The sequence below is a fragment of the Aquificaceae bacterium genome (assembly GCA_037722135.1).
Taxonomy (GTDB): domain Bacteria; phylum Aquificota; class Aquificia; order Aquificales; family Aquificaceae; genus Pampinifervens; species Pampinifervens sericum.
This window is the reverse complement of the sequence record JBBKAW010000054.1, coordinates 11,285-32,614: the sequence shown is the minus strand read 5'-3', so window position 1 is coordinate 32,614 and position 21,330 is coordinate 11,285. Positions and strand designations below refer to the sequence as shown.

The 21,330-nt window shown below is 45.2% G+C and carries 21 protein-coding genes and 2 tRNA genes; 2 read left to right on the top strand and 21 right to left on the bottom strand.

Features of this window, described 5'->3' with window-relative positions:
• Positions 1-44: 44 nt before the first annotated feature.
• Genes cmk through WKI49_04065 form a run of 9 tightly spaced genes read right to left on the bottom strand, consistent with a single transcriptional unit; the run spans position 45 to position 8,091 of the window.
• The gene (cmk, locus tag WKI49_04105) at positions 45-692 is read right to left on the bottom strand and encodes a (d)CMP kinase (protein MEJ7621683.1); all 648 of its coding nucleotides are present in this window, start codon (positions 690-692) and stop codon (positions 45-47) included.
• Entirely contained in the window at positions 692-1,789 is a 1,098-nt protein-coding gene (locus WKI49_04100) for a PilT/PilU family type 4a pilus ATPase (GenBank protein ID MEJ7621682.1), read from the bottom strand. Before WKI49_04100 ends, cmk begins: the two co-directional genes overlap by 1 nt.
• A complete protein-coding gene (gene recA / locus WKI49_04095) occupies positions 1,770-2,792 on the bottom strand; it encodes a recombinase RecA (protein ID MEJ7621681.1) in 1,023 nt (340 codons plus the stop codon). Before recA ends, WKI49_04100 begins: the two co-directional genes overlap by 20 nt.
• A gap of 12 nt (positions 2,793-2,804) precedes the next feature.
• On the bottom strand, positions 2,805-3,074 hold the full coding sequence (gene gatC, locus WKI49_04090) for an Asp-tRNA(Asn)/Glu-tRNA(Gln) amidotransferase subunit GatC (GenBank protein ID MEJ7621680.1): 270 nt from the start codon (positions 3,072-3,074) through the stop codon (positions 2,805-2,807).
• A 24-nt stretch (positions 3,075-3,098) separates the two neighbouring features.
• The gene (lspA, locus tag WKI49_04085) at positions 3,099-3,584 is read right to left on the bottom strand and encodes a signal peptidase II (protein ID MEJ7621679.1); all 486 of its coding nucleotides are present in this window, start codon (positions 3,582-3,584) and stop codon (positions 3,099-3,101) included.
• Positions 3,554-5,767: a phosphoribosylformylglycinamidine synthase subunit PurL gene (gene purL / locus WKI49_04080; GenBank protein ID MEJ7621678.1), complete on the bottom strand. Its 2,214-nt coding sequence runs from the start codon at positions 5,765-5,767 to the stop codon at positions 3,554-3,556. The genes lspA and purL overlap by 31 nt, the downstream gene beginning before the upstream one ends.
• On the bottom strand, positions 5,764-6,585 hold the full coding sequence (locus WKI49_04075) for an enoyl-ACP reductase (protein ID MEJ7621677.1): 822 nt from the start codon (positions 6,583-6,585) through the stop codon (positions 5,764-5,766). The genes purL and WKI49_04075 overlap by 4 nt, the downstream gene beginning before the upstream one ends.
• Before the next feature lie 10 nt (positions 6,586-6,595).
• A complete protein-coding gene (locus WKI49_04070; protein MEJ7621676.1) occupies positions 6,596-7,387 on the bottom strand; it encodes a 2-amino-3,7-dideoxy-D-threo-hept-6-ulosonate synthase in 792 nt (263 codons plus the stop codon).
• 2 nt (positions 7,388-7,389) lie between these two features.
• A complete protein-coding gene (locus tag WKI49_04065) occupies positions 7,390-8,091 on the bottom strand; it encodes an energy transducer TonB (protein MEJ7621675.1) in 702 nt (233 codons plus the stop codon).
• Positions 8,092-8,111: 20 nt separating this feature from the next.
• Between WKI49_04065 and WKI49_04060 the strand changes: the two genes are divergently transcribed.
• Together WKI49_04060 and WKI49_04055 are read left to right on the top strand one after the other, a co-directional pair.
• Entirely contained in the window at positions 8,112-9,092 is a 981-nt protein-coding gene (locus WKI49_04060; protein MEJ7621674.1) for an NAD(P)H-dependent glycerol-3-phosphate dehydrogenase, read from the top strand.
• A 124-nt stretch (positions 9,093-9,216) separates the two neighbouring features.
• The gene (locus WKI49_04055; GenBank protein MEJ7621673.1) at positions 9,217-10,278 is read left to right on the top strand and encodes an AI-2E family transporter; all 1,062 of its coding nucleotides are present in this window, start codon (positions 9,217-9,219) and stop codon (positions 10,276-10,278) included.
• Position 10,279: 1 nt separating this feature from the next.
• On the opposite strand, the gene WKI49_04050 is transcribed toward WKI49_04055, so the two are convergent.
• The 12 genes from WKI49_04050 to WKI49_03995 form a co-directional block, all read right to left on the bottom strand.
• Entirely contained in the window at positions 10,280-10,918 is a 639-nt protein-coding gene (locus tag WKI49_04050; protein ID MEJ7621672.1) for a helix-turn-helix domain-containing protein, read from the bottom strand.
• Between the two features lie 22 nt (positions 10,919-10,940).
• Positions 10,941-11,013 (bottom strand) — tRNA-Pro (locus WKI49_04045).
• 6 nt (positions 11,014-11,019) lie between these two features.
• Positions 11,020-11,262, bottom strand: a complete 243-nt coding sequence (locus WKI49_04040; GenBank protein ID MEJ7621671.1) for an HU family DNA-binding protein — start codon at positions 11,260-11,262, stop codon at positions 11,020-11,022.
• Positions 11,259-12,830, bottom strand: a complete 1,572-nt coding sequence (locus WKI49_04035) for a S1 RNA-binding domain-containing protein (protein MEJ7621670.1) — start codon at positions 12,828-12,830, stop codon at positions 11,259-11,261. Before WKI49_04035 ends, WKI49_04040 begins: the two co-directional genes overlap by 4 nt.
• A 30-nt stretch (positions 12,831-12,860) precedes the next feature.
• A complete protein-coding gene (locus WKI49_04030) occupies positions 12,861-14,303 on the bottom strand; it encodes an RtcB family protein (protein ID MEJ7621669.1) in 1,443 nt (480 codons plus the stop codon).
• Between the two features lie 53 nt (positions 14,304-14,356).
• Positions 14,357-14,428 (bottom strand) — tRNA-Val (locus tag WKI49_04025).
• A gap of 61 nt (positions 14,429-14,489) precedes the next feature.
• The gene (locus WKI49_04020; GenBank protein ID MEJ7621668.1) at positions 14,490-16,070 is read right to left on the bottom strand and encodes a DHA2 family efflux MFS transporter permease subunit; all 1,581 of its coding nucleotides are present in this window, start codon (positions 16,068-16,070) and stop codon (positions 14,490-14,492) included.
• Positions 16,067-17,185, bottom strand: coding sequence for an HlyD family efflux transporter periplasmic adaptor subunit (locus tag WKI49_04015; protein MEJ7621667.1), 1,119 nt, complete (start codon positions 17,183-17,185; stop codon positions 16,067-16,069). The genes WKI49_04020 and WKI49_04015 overlap by 4 nt, the downstream gene beginning before the upstream one ends.
• A complete protein-coding gene (locus tag WKI49_04010) occupies positions 17,182-18,450 on the bottom strand; it encodes a TolC family protein (protein MEJ7621666.1) in 1,269 nt (422 codons plus the stop codon). Before WKI49_04010 ends, WKI49_04015 begins: the two co-directional genes overlap by 4 nt.
• On the bottom strand, positions 18,438-19,016 hold the full coding sequence (locus tag WKI49_04005) for a TetR/AcrR family transcriptional regulator (GenBank protein ID MEJ7621665.1): 579 nt from the start codon (positions 19,014-19,016) through the stop codon (positions 18,438-18,440). Before WKI49_04005 ends, WKI49_04010 begins: the two co-directional genes overlap by 13 nt.
• Positions 19,013-20,230 carry a TolC family protein gene (locus tag WKI49_04000; GenBank protein ID MEJ7621664.1) on the bottom strand — a complete coding sequence of 406 codons (1,218 nt, stop codon included), beginning with the start codon at positions 20,228-20,230 and terminating at the stop codon, positions 19,013-19,015. Before WKI49_04000 ends, WKI49_04005 begins: the two co-directional genes overlap by 4 nt.
• Positions 20,227-21,291 (bottom strand): efflux RND transporter periplasmic adaptor subunit, encoded by a 1,065-nt coding sequence (locus WKI49_03995; protein ID MEJ7621663.1) that lies wholly within the window; start codon positions 21,289-21,291, stop codon positions 20,227-20,229. The genes WKI49_04000 and WKI49_03995 overlap by 4 nt, the downstream gene beginning before the upstream one ends.
• Between the last annotated feature and the right edge of the window lie 39 nt (positions 21,292-21,330).

Sequence of the window (21,330 nt, the reverse complement as noted above, 5' to 3'; positions counted from 1 at the left end):
TTTTATCTGACCCGTGGGGAGTTGAAATTCAGACTAATCACTTACTATGGCTCGCCTTTATAAGGGAACAAACTAAGAATCTTCTCCACCACCTCCTCTGGGCTAAGGTTTGTGGTATCAATCACAATTGCATCCTCTGCAGGTCTAAAGGGATACAAAGGTCTATTTTTGTCCCTCTCGTCCCTTTCCACTATAGCCTTAAGCACCTCTTGGTAGTTGGCAGGTATGCCTTGAGCCATGAGTTGCTCGCACCTTCTTCTTGCCCTCTCTTCTACAGATGCGGTAAGGAATATCTTTATAGGTGCATCTGGAAATATATGCGTTCCCACGTCCCTGCCTTCTGCTACCACTTGTCCCTCTCCCACCAAAGACCTAAAAAACTCATTTATCCTCTCTCTAAAGGCTGGTAGGCTGGCTATCTCAGAGGCGGTTTTCCCCACATCTTCAGAGCCAAGTAGTTGGCTTATGTCTTTTCCTCTGTAGAAGACCCTTGTCTCCGCAGGCAGGATTTCCACCAAGGGTGGGTTTTCAAAAAGTAGTATGGGGTTTTCCAGTCCTTCCTCTCTGTATATGTATGCAAAGGCTCTGTATACGAGCCCTGTGTTTAGGTAAGGCAAGCCAAGCCTTTGAGATAGCTTGCGTGCTACAGTGCTTTTCCCACTTCCTGCAGGACCGTCTATGGCTATCTTCATCAGAAAAAGCCTCTTCCTCCAGAAGCTATACCCTTTAGCCTAAGCTCTAAATCTGTAGGTCTGCTTGCATACCTTATGGCGGTATTGTAGTCTATTAGACCATTTCTATACAGCTCTTCTAAGTGTTGGTCAAAGGTTTGAGTGCCATAGGCAGGCTTACCCTTTTCAAGAAGAAGGGGAATTTCGTCCAGCCTTGAGGGGTCTATGATGGCTTCCTTTATAGAAGCTATGTTTATTAGGATTTCAACCGCAGGAACAACTCCTGTCCCATCCGCCTTTGGAAGAAGTCTCTGGGAAAATACCGCTATTAGGGTTTCCGCAAGTTGTATCCTTATCTGCTCCCTTACCTCAAGGTTAAACATACCTATAAGTCTGTTTATGGTCTCTTTGGCATCCAGAGTGTGCAAGGTAGACATAACTAAATGTCCTGTTTCCGCTGCCTGCAGTGCTATCTGTGCGGTTTCTGGGTCTCTTATCTCACCTACCATAATAACATCTGGGTCTTCTCTAAGTGCTGCACGAAGTCCTCTTGCGAAAGAAGAAGTATCTATACCCACCTCACGCTGAACTATATAGGACTTTTCATCCTTAAAGAGGTATTCTATTGGGTCTTCTATGGTAACTATCACATCACTTCTCGTGCTGTTTATGATGTTTATAAACGAAGCAAGGGTGGTGGATTTGCCCGCGCCTGTGGGTCCTGTGACAAGTATAAGACCCTTGGTATTTTCAAGAATAATTTTTTTCATCACTGCAGGGAGGTTAAGGCTCTCAAAGGAGGGTATGTTGTAAGGTATGGTTCTGAAAGCCATACCTACGCTTGTCCTTTGTCTGTATACGTTTACACGAAAACGAGCAACACCGGGCAGTGAGTAGGAGGTGTCCGTCTCTCCCAGCTCCTCAAACTCCGCAAGCTTCCTGCGATTTTTACCAAGGACTTCATTGAGGAACATTTCCATGACCTTTTCATCTATAACAGGAAAATCATCCAACCTCTGGAGTTTCTTTTTCAGCCTTATTACAGGTGGAGATGCTATCTTTAGGTGTATATCCGATGCACCAAGCTCTACCGCTCTCTTAAGTATCAACTGGAGCAAGACCAGCTACCTCCCTTACTTTTTTTTCTATCTCATTGGCAATCTCGGGGTTTTCCATAAGAAACTTCCTTGCCTGCTCTTTACCCTGCCCCAGTCTTATATCACCGTAGCTATACCACGCACCACTTTTGCTTATTACCTTTAGCTCGCTTGCTATGTCTATAAGGTCGCAGAGCTTACATATACCCTCTCCATATATTACGTCAAACTCCGCTTCTTGAAAAGGTGGTGCAAGCTTGTTTTTTACCACCTTTACCCTTACCCTGCTACCCGTTTTCTCTCCACTATCTTTTACGTCTCCTATCCTTCTCACATCAAGTCTCATGTCCGCAAAGAACTTGAGTGCTCTTCCACCGGGTGTGGTCTCTGGGTTCCCAAACATTACACCTATCTTCTCTCTGAGCTGGTTTATGAAAATGATAGCGGTGTTTGCCTTGTGAGCTATACCCTTTAGCTTCCTGAGTGCCTGAGACATGAGCCTTGCCTGTTTACCCACATGAGCTTCACCTATTTCACCCTCAAGCTCATCCTTCGGCACAAGGGCGGCTACAGAGTCTACCACTATGACATCTACCGCATTGCTCGCTATGAGGCTCTCCGCTATCTCAAGAGCTTGCTCTCCATAGTCTGGCTGGGATATGTAGAGGTTTTCCGTGTCCACTCCTATCTTTTCCGCATACTTGGGGTCAAGGGCATGCTCTGCGTCTATAAAGACCGCTATGCCTCCTCTCTTTTGTGCTTCCGCTATTATATGAAGGGCGAGGGTGGTTTTTCCAGAGGACTCTGGACCGAATATCTCAATAACCCTTCCCTTTGGTATACCGCCTATACCTGTGGCTATATCAAGAGCAAGAGAGCCTGTAGGTATAACATCCACCTTTACCTTTTCCGCATTTTTGAGAGGCATTATAGAGCCTTTGCCAAACCGCCTCTCTATACTTGCAAGAGCATTTTCCAAAGCCTTCTTTTTCTCAAGGGTTTCCTTTTGGACTTCCTCTATCATATGTGTCTCCTCTTAATATTCTACCACTCTTGGCACTACAAAGAAACTCCCTTCCGCCTCTGGTGCCTGCTCCAAAACCAGTTGAGGGTCAAAGTCTTTTAGAGGTTCATCTTCTCTCATAGGTGTCTCCTCAAAAGGCAGAGTAAAGGGTTCTACCTCTGAGGTGTCAACCTCCTGGAGTTGTTCCACAAAGTGCAGGATGCTTGTAAGCTGTCTCTCAAAGTATTCCTTCTCTTCCTCCGTTAGCCTTAACCTTGCAAGATGAGCTATCTTCTCTACCATAAGGATAGAATATAGCAGAGCCTCTTAATTTTTTCCACCCTTTGGTAAGAGCTCCCTAATGAGGAGAAGAAATATGGCGGTGCTTATGCTGGCATCTGCCAAGTTAAAGGCGGGCCAAGAAAGACCTCCATAGGAAAGATATATAAAGTCTCTTACATGACCCAGAAAAACCCTATCGTAGAAATTCCCAAGAGCACCCCCACCCACCATGCCCATAAGAACTGGAACAAACACGCCCTTGACCCTTATGGCATACAAAAAGGTTATAACAAGAGCAATCAGAGGAGTTATAAAAAGGACGGGAATTCTTATAAGGTCGGGTGCGTCTGCAAGAAGTCCAAAGGCTATGCCTCTGTTGTAGACAAGCACAAGATGAAGAAAGGGCAAAAGGCTTATGTCCCTCTCTTTGAGAGAGGATTCTGCAAGACTCTTGGTGATGAGGTCAAGGCTTAGCACCGTGAGGACAGTTAGCACATATATTAGAGCAATCTCTCTAAAGCCTTTTTCCATAACTCTTCAAGCTCTTCCAAGGGTAATTCTAAAAGGCTTTCATCGTTATTTGTTAAGATGAAAGACCTTTTCTCCTTCACCTTTCCCAAAAACATCCAGTCAAGCTCATACTCTTCCACGAGGTCTTTAAAGACTTCCGCATCCTCCTTTTTCAAACTCACAACCACAAGGGTAGGGTTTTCGGAAAAGAGAAAGAAGTCAAGCCTATCCTCCACGTATAGGTTTATGTCAAGACCTAAACCTGTTCCAAAAACACCCTCAAGAAGTGCCACCAAGAGCCCACCCTGAGACACGTCATGAGCAGACCTAAGAATACCCCCCTCTATGAGCCTTATAAGTAAGGCATGAAGTTTTTTCTCCTTCTCAAGGTTTACCTGAGGAGTCCTGCCTGCCACTTTTCCGTGCACCACCTTTAGGTATTCACTGCCTGCAAGGGAAAACTCCCTCTTGAGGTCTCCCACCAAAAAGATAAGGTCTCCCTCCTCCTTAAAACGGTGGTCCACAAACCTTCCAGAATCTATGTAGCCTACCGCAACCAGTATGGGTGTGGGGTATATGTTTCTTATCTCCTCCCTTTCCACCGTTTCGTTATACAAGGACACATTACCGCTAACCACGGGAACTTCAAAGAACCTGCAGGCATCGGATATGCCTTCTATAGCCTTCACAAGTTGCCACATGACCTCTGGTCTGTCTGGGTTTCCAAAGTTAAGGCAGTCTGTTATTCCCAAAGGCTTTGCACCCACGCAGGCAAGATTTCTGAGGGCTTCCGCCACCGCATATTTCCCACCCTCATAGGGGTCAAGGAAAAACATCCTACCGTTGCCTTCCGATGTAATGGCTATGAGTTTTTCACTCCTTAACTCTGGCTTTTGAACCCATTTGACCCTGAGGATGGCGGAATCTCCCCCAGGCTTTAGGACGGTGTTTGTCCCCACTTGGTGGTCATACTGGGTGTATATCCACTCCTTTGAGGCTATATTGGGTGAGCTAAGGAGTTTAAGGAGTGCTTCCCTTAGGTCTATCTGAGGTAGCTCCTCTTGGTTAAAGGACCAAAGGGTCTTTAAGTAGGCTGGTTCTGAGTAGGGCTTTTCGTATACGGGTGCTTCTTCCACTATAAGGCTTACTGGAAGTTCCGCCACTGTCTTACCTTCGTAGTAAGCTCTAAACATTCCATCTTCTGTAAGCCTGCCTACCACCGCACCCTCAAGATGGTAATAATTGGCAAGCTCTAAAAGCCTTTGCACTTTGTCCTCTTGTGTTACAAGTAGCATCCTCTCTTGGCTTTCTGAGAGGAGTATTTCAAAGGGTTTCATGCCCTCCTCTCTTAGAGGGACTTTTTCAAGCCATAGCTCCACGCCACACTTGGACTTGCTGGCAAGCTCCGAGGAAGCACCAGAAAGCCCTGCCGCACCAAGGTCTTGAAGACCTGTTATAAGACCCTCCTCTATAGCCTGCAGGACCGCCTCTATGAGCTTTTTGCCAAAGTATGGGTCTCCTATCTGGACGTTTGGTAGCTTTTCCTCCGCACCTTCTCCGAACTCCGCGGAAGCCATAACCGCACCGTGTATGCCATCCCTTCCAGTGGCAGAACCAAGAAGAAAAAGAAGGTCTCCGGGTTTGCCCCTCGCTCTAAGCATCCTACCCGCAGGTAGAATACCAAGACAAAAGGCGTTTACCAGAGGGTTTGTTCTGTAGCACTCCTCAAAGTAGGTCTCTCCTGCCACGGTGGGAATGCCTATGCAGTTGCCATAATGAGATATACCACTTACCACTCCCTTTACTATCCTTTTGTCTATGGGTAGTCCAAACCTCAAAGAATCCACAAGGGCTATGGGTCTTGCACCCATAGATAGCACATCCCTTATTATTCCTCCCACACCCGTTGCTGCACCGTGAAAGGGCTCTATGTAAGAGGGATGATTGTGGCTCTCCACCTTAAAGGCGAGCCACACCTTGTTGTCAAGCTCCACCACTCCTGCGTTTTCACCAGGTCCCTGGATTACCCAATTTGCACTGGTGGGAAATTTTTTAAGGTGCACCCTTGAGGACTTATAAGAGCAATGCTCAGACCACAGAGCTCCAAGTATGCCAAGCTCCACCTCATTCGGCTCACGTCCGAGCCTTTGGACTATTCTTTCGTATTCCTCTTCCCTTAGACCATAAAGCTCGTAGTGTTTCATTCCTTTTGTTCTCCAAAAACCTCCTTCTTTATATCCTCTTCCCTTCCAAAGACACCCATTATATGGTAGCCGTTGTCCACGTGGATAACCTCACCGGTTATAGCCCTTGCCCAATCACTGCAGAGAAACACCGCTGTATCTCCCACATCCTCTATGGTTATAGCTTTTCCAAAGGGGTTTACCTTTATAGTGTGTTCCATAAGAAGGTGAAAGCCCGTTATGCTGTATGCGGCAAGGGTCTTTATGGGTCCTGCGGATATGGCATTTATCCTGTGTCCGTGTTTGGCAATATCATAGGCAAGGTATCGCACCGTGCTCTCAAGGGCGGACTTGGCAATACCCATTACATTGTAGTGTGGCACCACCTTCTCCGCACCGTAGTAAGAAAGGGTTATTATTGAGCCTTGTCTACCTTCCATAAGTGGCAGTAGCTCTCTGGTGATGGCTATAAGAGAGTAGACGGATATATCCATGGCAATTTTGAAACCTTCCCTTGAGGTGTCTATAACACCGCCTTTGAACTCTTCCTTTGGAGCGTAGGCTATAGAGTGAACTATTATGTCCAAACCTCCCCAAACCTTAGAGAGCCAATCCTTCAAAGCGGTAATGTGTTCGTCCTTTGAAACATCACACTCAAACAAAAGCTCAGAACCAAACTCCTTGGCAATCTCTTCCACCCTCTTTTTGAGCTTTTCGTTGGCGTAGGTAAAACAAAGCTCCGCTCCCTCTCTGTAAAAGGCTTTTGCTATACCGTAGGCTATGCTACGCTCGTTGGCTACACCCATTATAAGGGCTTTTTTGCCTTCAAGAAGACCCATATGTGCCTCCTTACTCTAAGATTTTTATGGCTTCTTCCACGCTTTTGCCTTCATGCACTATAAGGCTCAAGGCTCTTACCATGGCGACCCTGTTTTTTGCCTGAAAGACATTGCGACCTATGGAAAGACCCTTTGCACCAGCCTTTATAGCTCCATATACCATCTCAAGCACTTCCCTTTCTGTTTTCATCTTAGGACCGCCCGCTATAACCACCGGTATAGGAGAGCCTTCAACCACCCTTGAAAAGCTCTCTGGGTCTCCTGTGTAGGGGACTTTAACTATATCCGCACCAAGCTCTGCACCAAGCCTTGCACAGTGAGCTACCACCTTCGGGTCATACTGGTTCATATCCTTACCCCTTCCGTAGACCATGGCGAGCAGTGGCATACCCCACTCCTCGCAAACCTTAGAAACATAGCCAAAGTCCCTTAGCATCTCCCTTTCCATATCTGCACCCACGTTCACGTGGATAGATACACCGTCCGCACCCAGCTTTATGGCTTCCTCTACCGTGCAGACCAGCACCTTGTCGTTTTTAGTAGGTGCCCAGTCAGTAGAGGCGGAAAGGTGGACTATAAGCCCTATATCTCTGCCCCTGCCCCTGTGTCCTGCCCTAACCATACCCTTGTGTAGCACCACTGCGTTGGCACCACCTTCTGCCACATCCTCTACCGCTTTCCTTATGTCCTCAATGCCTTCTATAGGACCAGAGCTCACCCCATGGTCCATAGGCACTATTATGGTCTTACCCGTATCCCTGTTAATAAGCCTTTCCAACCTTACTTGCTTTCCTATACTCATTTTTAACCTCCCTTAAACCTAAAGGTTATTACACCAGTCTGGACCACGTTTTCCCTTATGGCTTCAAACCTTATGCCACGAACAAACTCCACCATCTTCTGGTCTACCTGTGGAGAGCCACTTTTTTGAATTATCTGAACCCTTGAAACCACACCTGATGGGTCTATCCATATCCTCACCCTCAAAGGGCTAAGAGGCTCATCAGAGCTTATCTTTGGAAAAGGTGGAATATATACAGCTGCCCTTCCACCACCAGAAAGTCCAACACCTCCAGGCGAGACAACTGCGGTTATATCCCCGATATCCGCACTTCTAACACCTTCTTTCTCTATTTCCCTCTCCCTTCCTCGCACCCTCTGCTCAATTTCCTGAAGCAGGGAGGGTTCTTCCTTTGGTCTGCCTGCGGGAACTTGTAGGTCTCCTGTGCTTCTTGAAACTTCCATAGGGCTTGAGCTAACAAGATGCCTATCCTTCCTTACAATGCCCTCACCTGTTTGCTGTCTTAGATTAGGAGTGCCTCTACCAGAGGCAAGTTTTACTTCTTTAATTTCTGGCATTTCTTGAAGGTAAACCTCCATAGGCTTTGTGGGGTTTTTAACTTCAATTCTGACAGAAAGATACAAAGAGAGGAGGGTAAAGATTATCAAGTTAAGAACCAGAGACACACCCCAGTAAAGGCTGTTTTCAAGTTTTTCCTCAAGCATATTCTGATATAGTATAACACATGAACTTCTCTGTTCTTGGTGGAGGTCGTTGGGGCACTGCCCTTGCTTTACATTTAGGAAATTTAGGACACAGGGTTTTAGTCTTTGAAAGGAAAGAGGAAACAGTCAGGCTTATAAAAGAGGGAAAGCATCCCTACATGGAGGGGGTCAAGCTAAGAGGCGTGGACGCCACACAAGACCTTGACAAAGCCATTGACTTTTCGGACTACATAATAGTAGCTTTACCCGTCCAAGCTATAAGAGAGGTCTTAGGCAAGAAAGCCTTAGTTGGCAAAAGGATAATCTCCGCCTCCAAAGGACTTGAGGTGGGGACTGAAAAAAGGGTTTCTCAAATCCTGCTTGAAATAGAGCCTTCTGTAAAGGTTTTTTGTCTTTCTGGTCCTTCCTTTGCCAGCGAAGTTTCCAAGGGCTTGCCCACTGCCTTGGTGCTTGCAGGGAATGACCTTGAGGAGATGGAGAAAATAAGAAAATGGATAAGCTCTGAAAACTTTAGGGTTTACCTTTCTACAGACCTTGTGGGTGTTGAGCTGGGTGGTGCTCTCAAAAATGTAATAGCCATAGCCTGTGGTATATCTGATGGTCTTGGACTTGGAGAAAACGCAAGGGCTTCTCTTATGACCCGTGGACTTGCGGAGATGGTAAGGCTTGGTGTCTCCCTTGGTGCAAAAAAAGAGACCTTCTATGGTCTTTCTGGCATGGGAGACCTCTTTTTGACCGCCAGCTCTCCACAGTCAAGAAACAGAACCTTTGGCTACCTTTTGGGACAAGGTCTTTCTGTGCAAGAGGCTCTCCAAAGGCTAAACCAAACAGTGGAGGGCATACACACCGTCAAAGCGGTTTACAAGATTTCCACAGAAAGAGGGCTATACGCACCTATAAGCACTGCGGTCTACAAGGTTGTGGTGGAAGGACTTCCTCCAAAGGAGACTGCTCTTGAGCTTCTGAGGAGACCTCCTCAAAACCCCTTTGAGACTCTATGAGCTCTCCATAAAAGTAATACTCTCCACAGCTTTCACACCTAAATATCCCACCACCACAGCACTCTATAACCTCAAGCAAAGCACCACACTTTGGACAGTTTTCCATACCTTATAATTTATCCCTGTGAGGGAAAAGGTCTTTCTCTATTTTCTTCTTGCTCTGACGGTCTTTTTTGCTTTCTTTGCCTTCACCATGCTTCTACCCTTTTTAAAACCCATCCTGTGGGCTATCATCTTTTCCCTTGTCCTCTACCCCCTACATATGAAACTCTCAAAGAGAATAGGAAACACCATATCCGCTCTCTTGTTGACACTTTTGGTGCTTCTGCTGGTGGTAGTTCCCTTTAGCTTGGTGCTTACCTTAGCCATAAGACAGTCCATAGAGCTACTACATTTTGCAGTGGGTTTTACCCAAAACAGTTCTTATGTGGATTTAATAAGGGCTGTGCTTGATAATCCCCTTTTCAAAAAAATCCTTACAGACCAAGAAATAAGTAGCTTTCTTGCGTATGTGGAGTCTGAGGAGTTTAGGAACATTCTTATAAGTGGTCTTAGAGACCTTCTTCAAAGAGGGCTAAACATAGTAGCTTCCATAGTCCCCGCAGTAGGTAGCTTTATTTTCAAAACTTTTGTCTTCTTGCTTACGCTCTTTTTCATACTTAGAGATGGTCCAAAGTTTGTCAAGTTCGTGGAGCGTTTTCTCCCCATGCATAGAGAGGACATAGAGCAAGTCTTCATTACCGTATACAAAACAGTCCTTGCCACCGTTTATGGGTCCATTGGCGTGGGTATAGCCCAGAGCACCGTAGGCTTTATAGGATACAAGCTGGTAGGCTTAGACTACGCAATCCTTCTTGCTATAGCAACCTTCATAAGCTCCTTTGTGCCACCCTTTGGTGCAGGCTTTGTATGGTTTCCAGTGGCACTATACACCTTTGCAGTGAAAGGCTTATACGCAGGTGCCTTTATGTTCCTTTATGGCATGTTTGTTATATCCACCATAGACAACTTTGTAAGACCCCTCATAATGAAAATGGGTGTAAATATGCCCTACATAGTGCTATTCTTTTCCATAGTGGGTGGTTTACTGACCTTCGGCTTTGTGGGCATATTCCTTGGACCTATAATATTTACCACACTGTTTACCCTCGCACTCATATACGAAAAGAGAATACTAAAAGAATAGCTTACTCTAACCCGTGCATCTTGAGGTTTTCCTTTATCCTATGGAGAAGCTCCGCTGGGTTCTTTATGGGATATTCCAACTCCTGAAGCACTTCCTTTGCGGTTCTACCCTTTATGTAAACACCCTCAAGCCTGTCGGATATAGCCTCTGCGGACTGGATAGGAAAGTCCGTCCCCTTGAGCCTTTTGAGCACCATATAAGCCCATGGGATGTCAAGGGCGTAAGCCACCCTCTCACAGTATTGGAGGAATACCTGAGGCTCTTCTTGCCCTTCTTTCACCAGTTTGTAGGCAAGTTTGGCAATGCCACCAGCGGTATGGACTTTTAGTTCCTTCTTCTCTTCTTCAAGAAGCTCCTCTATTCTTTTGAGCTTTTCAAGAGCGGTAGAAGGCTCAGCCCTTAAGATGTTTCTCACTGTTTGGACGGTAAGACCCACCTTCTCCGCTATTTCTCTGTCCGTTTTGAAATACTCTTCCCTTAGGACCACACAATAAACTGCTCTGGCAAGAGAGGGAAGCCATGTGAGGGTTTTGTATTCCGCCAGCTTTGAAAGACCCCCCAACACATCAATAGACTTGAGGAACACCCTTAGAACCAATGCTTCCAGGTCCTTTTCTACAGGCTGGGCTATCACAACCATATTAGCGCCTCCTATTTTAAAATCGGGGTGACGGGACTTGAACCCGTGACCTCTGGCCCCCCATGCCAGCGCGCTTCCGCCTGCGCCACACCCCGTAGAATTTACATTTTAAGCCTTTTAGCTTCTAATTTCAACCTGCTTATGAGCTTTTTGCTCGGTCTAAACAGGACTCGCTTACCCTTTCTTTTAAAACTGCCAAAACCTGAAACCTTTAGACCGTCCTCGGAGGCTATACCTTCCCTCATCCTCTCTAAGAGAAAGTTTACCATCTTATAGACCTTTTTCTTTGAGTAAACATGAGAATACTCTTCGTGTAGCCTCTCAACAAGGGTTTTCTTTTTCATATTTTCATCTTTTTCTTGAGTATATCACCCAGTGTAAAGCCCATGTCTGAGGTGGTTATTATATCTTCCTTCTTCTCCTCTTCTTTCTCCTTCATGCTAAAGGTTATCTTATCTTGCGAGAGCTCTATTATTCTTGCTTCTACCTCTTGACCTTCTTGAAGTTTTACACCCTTTGGTATCTCCGATAAGGGCAAAAGACCCTCTACACCTTCTGGAAACTGCAAAAAGGCACCAAAAGGACGTACGCTCTTTACCTTGAGCTTTACCTTGTCTCCAACCTTGTAGTTTTTAAGAACCGTCTCCCAAGGATTTTCTGTAAGTTGTTTAAGACCGAGCTTTACAAACCTTCCATCAAGCCCAAGCACCGCAAACTCAAGAGATTGACCTACCTGTAGCACCTCCTCCACCCTTCCAGGTCTTATCCACGCAAGGTCAGCTCTATGGATAATACCCTGCACGCCCTTTGCAAGACTAACTATAGCCTTTGCTCCCTCTATCTTTTCCACAGTTCCCACAACTCTACTGCCAACTGGATGCTCCTTAAGAAATTCCTCCCAAGGTTTTGGAAGAGTTCTCTTTATGCTAAGGACTAACTTATGCCTCTTGGGGTCAAAGTCAAGCACTTGAGCGGATACTCTATCACCCTTCTTGGGTGTAGTTCCATCGTAAGAAATCTCTTCCTTTGGCACAAAGCCCTCTACACCCTCCATAACCTCAAGGATAAGTCCATTTTCCCTTATCTCTACCACCCTTCCGTTTACCACTTGACCTTTCTGTATGCTCTGTTCCGCCTTACGCCATGGGTTTTCCTTTGTTTCTTTCAAACTTACGAATATAAACTGCCCGTCCTTTGGTATTCTCTTGACTTTTACCCTTAACCTTTCGTCTATCTCTGCGTAGTTATATGGATTTCTGTCCCTACCCCAGCTTAGCTCCTCAAGAGGCAGGAAAGCCCTTAGCACGTTCCCCACCAGCAGGGTTATACCCTTGTTTGGGTCTATCTTTATCACCCTGCCCTCCACCACATCTCCCACTTTTATCTTAGAAAGAAGCCTTGCCCTCTTCTTTTCCTCTTGAACCTTTATGTAATCCTTTTGAGAAAGAATCACCCTAAGACCCTCATCCTCCTTTTTGAATTCCACTATCTTTACCACTATTTTTTTGCCTTCTTTGAGATTTTTAAGGGCTTCCTTGGCAGGAAGGAAAGCCTTTAAACCACTTATATCTACCGTATAGCCATCCTCTCTTCTTTCCACCACAGTTCCTGTTATGAATTTGCCCTTTTCATAGCAGGCTTTTAAAAAGCCCATTAGCTTGTTTTCAAGATATTTCTTGTAAGACAAGAGAGGATAGTCATTCTTGGTAAATCTAACGACTACGGCTTTTAATTCATCGCCTACCTTTGCGTCTGGTAGCTCTTCCTTAGGTATTATACCCTCTACCTTGTAGCCTATATCCACATAGAGATTCCTTTCATCTACCTTTACCACCCTTCCCTTTATCACCTCCCCTCTTTTTATTTCCTTCAGCTCAAGACTTTCTTCAAGCAACTTCTCAAACTCACCCATAAGTTCCTCCAGAATTACTTATTATAACACTTAACCTTTCAAAGTTCCTAATGGTTTAAACCTTGCTACCAGCTTGGCTATACCTAAGGAATGAACCACATAGGCAACTTCTGAGATATCCTTGTAAGCCTGTGGAATTTCTTCCGCCACAGTTCCCTTGCCCCTTGCTACCACCACAAGACCGCTTAGCACCTTTTCAAGACCCTCTTTCCTTACGAACTCTTTTGCCTTGGTCCTTGACATAAGCCTTCCAGCTCCATGACAGGCACTTCCAAAGCTCATATTCATGCTCCTCTCTTGACCTACAAGCAGGAAGGAATACCTTCCCACATCTCCAGGAAGAAGCACAGGTTGTCCTATATCTCTATAGGCGGGAGGGATATCGGGATTATAAGGGGGGAATGCTCTTGTGGCACCTTTGCGGTGGACGAGTAGCTTTTTCCTCTTGCCATTCACCTTGTGCTCTTCCACCTTACCTATATTGTGGGCAAGGTCGTAAATAAGCCTATAGCCAAACTTCTCCCAAGAGAGACCAAAAAACCTCCTAATAGTATCTGCGGTAAGATATCCCAGTATCTGTCTGTTGGCAAAGGCATAGTTTGCCGCAGAGTTCATAGCCTTAAAATAGTCCTGTCCCTCTGGAGAGGAAAAAGGCATGCAGGCAAGTTGCATGTCTGGTATATCTATTTTATATTTCTTGAGGGCTTCCCTTGCAACTTTTAGGTAATCTACGCACACCTGATGTCCAAAGCCTCTTGAACCTGAATGCACCATTATGGTAACCTGTCCAAGGCTTAGCTCCAGCCTCTGTGCTACCTCTTCGTCATATATCTCATCCACATATTGCACTTCCACAAAGTGATTTCCAGAACCCACAGTCCCAAGCTCTTCTGCTCCTCTTTTAAAAGCCAAGTCTGAAACCTTTGATGGGTCAGCGCCAGGAAGTGCACCATTACTTTCTATATGCTGCAGGTCTTCTTCAAAACCAAAGCCTCTCTCTATAGCCCAGCGAGCACCCTTTATAGCAATCTCGGAAAGTTCAGCCTTTGAAAGTTTAAGCTTTCCTGTGGAGCCTACACCTGCAGGAACATTTTTAAGTATCTCCTGCATAAGCTCTTTTCTTACAGGCTGGACCATATCCGCAGTGAGATTTGTGGCTATAAATCTTACTCCACAGTTTATGTCGTATCCTATGGACCCTGGACTTATTATGCCTTCTTCAATGTTTGTTGCCATTACGCCACCTACGGGAAATCCATAACCCACATGCACGTCTGGCATCACGTAAATAGCCTTTTCTACCCCTGGTAAGGTTGCGGCATTACCTGCCTGTCTTATAGCATCCTCCTCTAAGAGTTCAAAAAGCTTCTCGCTAAGATAAAAGTAAACTGGGACTTTTTGACCCTGTATTGTACCTTTTGGAAGCATATACACAAAGGGCGATACATTAACCAAACTTTCCTTTAAGCCCATATTTATAAAAGTATGCAACAACCTCAGCTTTTCTGCAAAATTTTGAAAAATAATGGGCGATGGAGGACTTGAACCTCCGACCTCCATCTTGTGAGGATGGCGCTCTGCCCCTGAGCTAATCGCCCTACAATATCATTTAATATTATAACCTGAGTTGCAAGTTATAAAGATATAAAGCGTTAATGTCTAAGCTTTATACGCCTGCCTCCTTCTTGCAAAAAACTTTAATCCAAAATCTCTTACATCCTCCCAAAGAAGATAAAAAACTGGCAGACTGCCAAGAAGAGCCCAAAGGGCTGCAAAGAAAAGTGTAGAGCCAAAGGCATCAGAAAGGGCATAGAGGTTTTGAAGCTGGTATATCATAGCCTTTGCCTTTTCCTCTGACTGGTAGGCGAACTCAGATAACCACTGGCTGGCTTCTTGTATTTTTAGGCTTAACCAATAAGTATTTTGTATCTCTGTGCTTCTTTGGAAGTTTTCTGTCGCAAACCTTTGAAGGTCATTGGTGGCAAAGGCTGTTCCAAAAGAGCCTCCCACAAACCTCACATAGTGCATAAGACTTACTCCAAGAGTGGTCTTGTCCCCTAACTTTTTTAGAGCCATCTGGGTAACTGGTGCAAAGAAAAAGCCCATACCCGCACCCATTGCTACAAGGTAAAGAATGGCAGTTTCCTTTGGGGTGAAGTAATTGAGCCTTGGCAGTAGCAAAAAGGCAACAGAGAGATACAAAGCGGTTGCGATGTATAGAGCAAGCCGTGGAGATTTTTTGTCAGAGAGTATGCCAGCAACTGGAGAAAGAAAGCCTATAGTAAGAGCCATAGGCAGTATAACAAGACCTGTCTGAAAGGTGGTATAACCCTTGAGCTTTTCAAAGTAGAGAGGTATAAGGTAAAAGACCTGATACATGGAAAAGCCAAGCACAAAGCAATAGACCCAAAAGGCTACCACAAACTCCTTAATCTTGAAAATAGAGGGGTCTATGAGCTTGTTTTTAGAGAGCATTTCAGAAAGCAGGAAAAGGAGAAAGGAGAAAAGGGAAAGCAAAGAAAGATAAAGTATAAAGTCGCTGGCAAACCAACCCTCCTTTTGACCCCTTGAGAGGACTATAAGAAAGCTCACGGTGGCAAGAGAAATGAAAAGGTAAGATAGGAAGTTGAGCCTTAGCTTGTGAGCAGGCTTGTGGTCTTTTAGGAAAAAGAGGGCAAGGGTGAAGTTAAGGATACCTATGGGTAGGTTTATGTAGAAAATCCATCTCCAGTCTATGTGCTCTGTTATCCAACCACCCAGTGTGGGACCAAGGGCAGGAGCAAAGCTCACACCAAGCCCGTATATACCCATGGCAAGACCACGCCTTTCTGGAGCGTAGGCGGAGAAAAGAAGTGCCTCTGCACTAACCACAATTAAGGCTTCGCCAAAGCCTTGAACTATCCTTGAAGCTATCATCCATTCAAGGGATTGAGCTTGACCACAGAAAAAGGAGGCGGTGGTAAAAAGAAAAAGCCCGAGCATAAAGACCCTCTTTAGACCCACAAGACCCTCAAGCCACTCCACCAACAGTATGGCACTTGCGGAAGCGGTCATGTAGGCGGTTATTACCCACTGGACACCATAAAGGTCTGTGCTAAGGGGTGCCATCATCTTGGGCACCACTATGTCCACTATGGTGGTATCCAAAATCGCCATAAAGACGCCTATCATCAGAGAAAAGGTGAGAATACCCCTCTCTATGGGTGTAAGACTTTCGTGAAAGGGTCTTTCTTCCTTCATTCTCTCCTTATCTCCACCTTTCCGCCCATGCCAACTCTAAGAAGGCTCTTGTCCCCTTTGGTTATCCTTATCTTCACCGGTATTCGCTGGACTACTTTGGTAAACTCTCCTGCGGACACATCCCTTGGCACGAGGGCAAAGGTTGCCGCAGAGGCTGGGCTTATCTCTTCCACTACGCCTTCAAAGACTACGTTCCTGTAGGCATCAAGTCTTATGTATGCCTTTGCCCCAGGCTTTACACCCCTTAGCTTTGTCTCCTCAAGGAGGGCTTCCACATAAAAGCTCTCTGGGTCTATTAGACTAAAGGCTGGCTGACCAACCCTTACCATGTCTCCCACGCTTATAAACCTCTTGGCAACTATGCCATCTATGGGTGAGCGTAGCTCTGTTCTTTCAAGGTTTAACTTAGCCTGTTGTATTTGGGTTTCTAAAGCTCCTATATCCTTCTCCAGTGCCTCAATCTGTTTGCTAAGCTCCTTTGCTCTTATTCTTTCAAGCTCAGTTTTTTCGTATTCCCTTTGAGTTCTTGAGTATACCGCTCTTAGCTCCCTTAAACTGTCTTCCAAAGCCTTTTTCCTAAGTTGAAGGCTTTTATAGGTGGTGTCTATCTGTTCAAACCTCTGCTTTGGAATAAGACCCTCTTTAAAGAGGTTTTCCGCTCTTTGTCTGTCTCTTTCTATTTGTTGTATTTGGACTTCAAGCTCTTGCACTTGTCTTATTAGTGCGTCCTCTTTGGCTTTTAGCTCCCTTAGGGTATCTCCTACCATACTGACCCCTAAGTCAATCTGAGCCTTTGACCTTTTTAGCTGAAGTTCAAGGGCTTCCTTTTGTGCCAAGAGAGAGTTTAGCCTCATCTGTAAGCTCTCTAAGTGTAGCCTATAGTCCTCTGGTTCAAGCCTCGCCAAAAGCTCTCCCTTTTTTACCCTGTCTCCCATATCCTTGTAGACCTCCACCACTCTACCACTAACCTCAAAGGACACGTTGCTCATGGTGTCCGCCCTTACAAAAACCGCATCCGTTATGGCATATTCTATTCTGTGCTTTATCCATCTATAGGACAAAAAGCCAAAAAGCACCAAAAGAAAAAGAATTACCCCTATTCCTACCTTTCTCACAGCTCGCCTACCTCTCTTAGAAGTTCAAAGTAAGCTTCAAGTAATTTGTAGTAGGCTATAACCTTAGACTTCAAGGCTTGGGTTCTACTTGCCTCCGCCTGCAGTAGGTCTGTCCCGCTTATTATCTGGTTTCTATACTGCTCAAGGGAAAGCCTATAAAACTCCTCTGCAAACTTTACAGACTCCTCTGCGACCCTAAGATTGTCTTGTGCGGTCAAAAAGTTCTCATAGGCGGACTTCACCCTTAGTGCTATTGCCTGCTGTAGGTCTCTTAGGTCTTCCTTTGCGGACTTTTCTTCCTGCATAAAAGCCAAAGTGCTATAGTAGGCACTAAGGGACTGAAAACTTAGGTTAACCCCTGCACTTAGGACAAAAAAGCCCTTTGGAGAAACTGTAGGGTTTTGGTCTGAGTAGTTGTAAACTGCTTCCAGAAAGACCTTTGGATAGAGCTTTGAGCTTTCCATTCTTCTTTGAGCTTGTGTAAAGGAGATTTTTTCTCTGAGTGCCCTTATGGCTGGTCTTTTTTCTATGGCGGTCTTTATAAGCTCCTCAAGACTTGGAAGCTCTGGCTTTATATTTAGGGGTTCTAAGGCTTTTAGCCTTTCCTCCTCAATACCTGTGAGCCTTGAAAGGTTGGCAAGGGCTATTCTGTAGTTTCCTTCCGCTTCTCTTAGGTCTCTTTGGACCTCCGCAAGCCTCACTCTTGCCTGTAGCACATCCGTTATGGCAATTAGACCTTCTCTAAAGAAGGCTTCCCTTTGCCTTAGGTCCGCCTCCACCGCCTCCTTTTGCTTTTTTACCACCTCAAGAAGCTCCAAAGCGGAAAGCACAGAAAGGTAAGCCTTTATAACCTCAAGTTTTACCTCAAGCACCGTCTCCCTATAGTCCTCCTCAGATATCCTCAACTGAGCCTTTGATATATCAAGACTTGAAGACCTAAAGCCTCCATCGTATAGCACCTGCCTTACTCCAAGCTGGAAGTTTTGGTAGCTCCTTTTTGAGCTTCTTACCTCAAAGGGTGGCAAGCCTCCAAAAGATGGTATACTTATAGACTGTCTTTCTGACTGAATTGAGTATCGGTATCCCGCAAAAAACTCAGGATAATAAAGTTGCTGACTTGACTTTAGCCTTAGCTTAGCGGACTCCACCACGTAGCCCTTTGAGGAAACCCTTGGATTCCTTTCAATTGCGGAGCTTATTAACTCCTCAAGTCCAAGAGAGAAGGAAAGTCCACAAAAAGCCAAAAGAATGCCTATCGCCCGCATTTTAACCCCCTGAATATAAGTCCAAGACCCTCATCTACCTCTCTCAGTAGGTCTTCCAAAGATGCGTTGTTTAGAAGGAGCTCCTCCATGTATATAAGTCTTACATAGCCCGCTATCAAGTTAACAAGGGCTTTTGTGTTTCCACATAGAAACTCACCCCTCTGGTATCCCCTTTCCACCATCTTTGTAAGCAGTTCTCTTATCTCTTGTAGGTGTTTGCGGTAAAGTCTTCTAAAGTCTTCCCTGTTGCATATGAGCTCAAAGAAAAAGACATAAGCTATATGCCTGTCCTCGTAGCACTCTATAAGAAAGTCCCTTATATGCCCCCTAATGCACTCTTCTGCGGAGACATCTTTTTCTAACCACCTTTTCATAATACTCTTTGTTCTTTCCGCCATCGTGTTTACAAGCTCTTCCATAAGCTGGTCTTTGCTCTTAAAGTAGAAGTAAAAAGCACCCTTTGAAAGACCCGCATGCCTTACTATGTCATCCACGGTGGTATGGTTATAGCCCTTTTGAGAAAAAAGCTCCTTAGCGGACTGGATTATCCTATCCTTTGCACTCATCTTATAAGCCTTTCAAGCCTTGCTAAGGCAGTGTTATACAGATAGAGCAAAAAGTAGTAGTTTTGCAAAGTGTTGTTATAGTTGCTTACCGCATCAAGGACCTCAAGCTGAGTTCCAACACCAAAGCGGTATCTCTCCTTGGAGAGTCTAAGACTTTCCTTGGCAGATTCAAGGGCTAACTCTGTAGCCTTTATTTGAGCATCCAGAGCTCTTATGTCTAACAGGGTTTTGTTTAGCTCCGCCTTTAGCTTTTCCTCTGTGTCTTTTAGGTTTTCCATCTGCCTTAAAAGGTCAATCCTTGCCTGTGCTATGCTTGCCTCACGGGCAAAGCCATCAAAGATATTGTAGTTTAGCCTTACACCGAATGTATATCCTTCCACCATGGTGTCCCTGCCACCAATCCTTGCGGTATTACCCTGATAGGTAGCAAAGAGGTCAAGGGTAGGATAATACTGAGACCTTTGGACTTCAACCACCCTTTGGAAGACCTCAAGGTTCTTTCTTGCAACCCTTAGGGTGCTATTGTTTTCGAGGGATACTTTTAGGTCTTCTTGCCTTAGCTCTCCCCTTTGGAGTTCTCCTTGAATTTCAAGCTCTCCTTCGTATCTAAGAAAGGCTTTAAAGTCCTCAAGGCTTTTCTTGTAGTCCGCTATTGCGTTCTCTAACTGAGCTTTGGCGTTTTCAAGCTGAGCCTTTGCTCTCACAAGCTCCACCTTTGGCACTATGCCTGCCTGAAACTTGCCTTCTGTCTGTCTGTAGTTTTCCTCCCAGAATCTGAGGTTTTCCTCCAAGAGTTTTATAACCTCCTTCTTATAGAGAAGAGAATAGAAGAACTGTTTGGTTTGAAACTCCACCTCTCTTTTCACATCCTCGTATATGAGCTCTTGAAGTTCTCTTTGGTCTTTTGCAAGCCTTAGTCCTTCAAAGACCGCACGATTAAAAACCGCTTGGTCTAATTGAAGCAAATAGCTGTGTCTGTTCTTTGGGGTAAAACCAAAAGCTAAATCCCCACCAAGTCTCGCATAGCTGTAAGAGAAACTTACCTGAGGCAGTATACCCGCCTTGGCTTTCCTTATGTTTTCCTCCGCCTTTTGAAGGTCAAGGATAGAAAGCCTCATGGAAGTGTTGTTTTTTATGGCAAGCTCCACAGCTTCCTCAAGGCTTAGGGCAAAGACCAGCTTTAGACTTACAAAGAGCAATACAATAAACCTCATCTTACCTCCACCTTTACGCCTTGTTGAAGCACGTAGGCATTTTCTAAGGCTATGCTATCACCCTCTTGTAGCTCACCCTTTATGTAAACTATGCCTTGTCCTTGTTTTATAACCTCCACTTGCACAGGCTGAGCTGTGCCATCTTGAATTTTCCAAACCACCTTCTTGTTTCCTTGAACTACCACCGCCTGCTCTGGCACTGCAAAACCCTTTTCAACTCCAAGTAAGAGCCTTGCCTCTCCATACATGTTTGGTTTTAGGTCTCCCTTAGGGTTTCTTAGCCTCGCTTTTATGGTTATAAGCCTATTGGCATCCGCAGTGGGTGAAACAAAAAACACCGTCCCTTCGTATTCTCCAAAAGGTTCAACCCTTATCTTAACCTTTGAACCCTCCTTTGCGTATGGAAGATACTCTTGAGGAATTTGAAAAACAAACCTTATAGGGTCAAGGGTGACAAGCCTAAAGGTCTGACTTTGAGGCGTTATATAGTCTCCCACGTTTACGAACCTTTGAGCTATATAGCCAGAGAAGGGTGCGGTAAGGGTTGTCCTGCTTAGGTTTAGTCTTGCGTTGGCTATCTGGGCTTGAATGCTTCTAATTAGCTCTTCTTGAGCCTTGAGCTGTGTCTGGACGTTTTCAAACTCTTCTCTTGCAATAAGCTCTCTTTCAAGGAGAAATTTTCTCCTTTCATAGACGGACTTTAAGTTTTCATAGCTTGCCTTTGCTTGTGCAAGCTGTGCCTCTAACTGTCTGAGCACATTTTCATAGTCCGCAGGGTCTATCTTCAAGAGAGCCTGTCCGCTCTTTACGAATGCACCCTCGTCCACAAAAAGGCTCAAAACTCTACCGCTGACAAGAGGTCTAAGCAAAACATCCTTTTCTCCCTCAAAATATCCTTTAGTCACGTACTCTATTGGCACTTCTTCGGACTTCAATTCATAGAGGCTCACCACTACCTTTCTCTCTCTTGGCTGTTGCTCTGAAGCCTTTTGAGTTTGCCTCTGACAGGAAAGGACAAAGAGTAGAGCAAAAATGCCTATGGCATAAAGAACCTTCCTCATAGTGAGAAAGATTATAACATACTGACCAGTCGGTCGGTT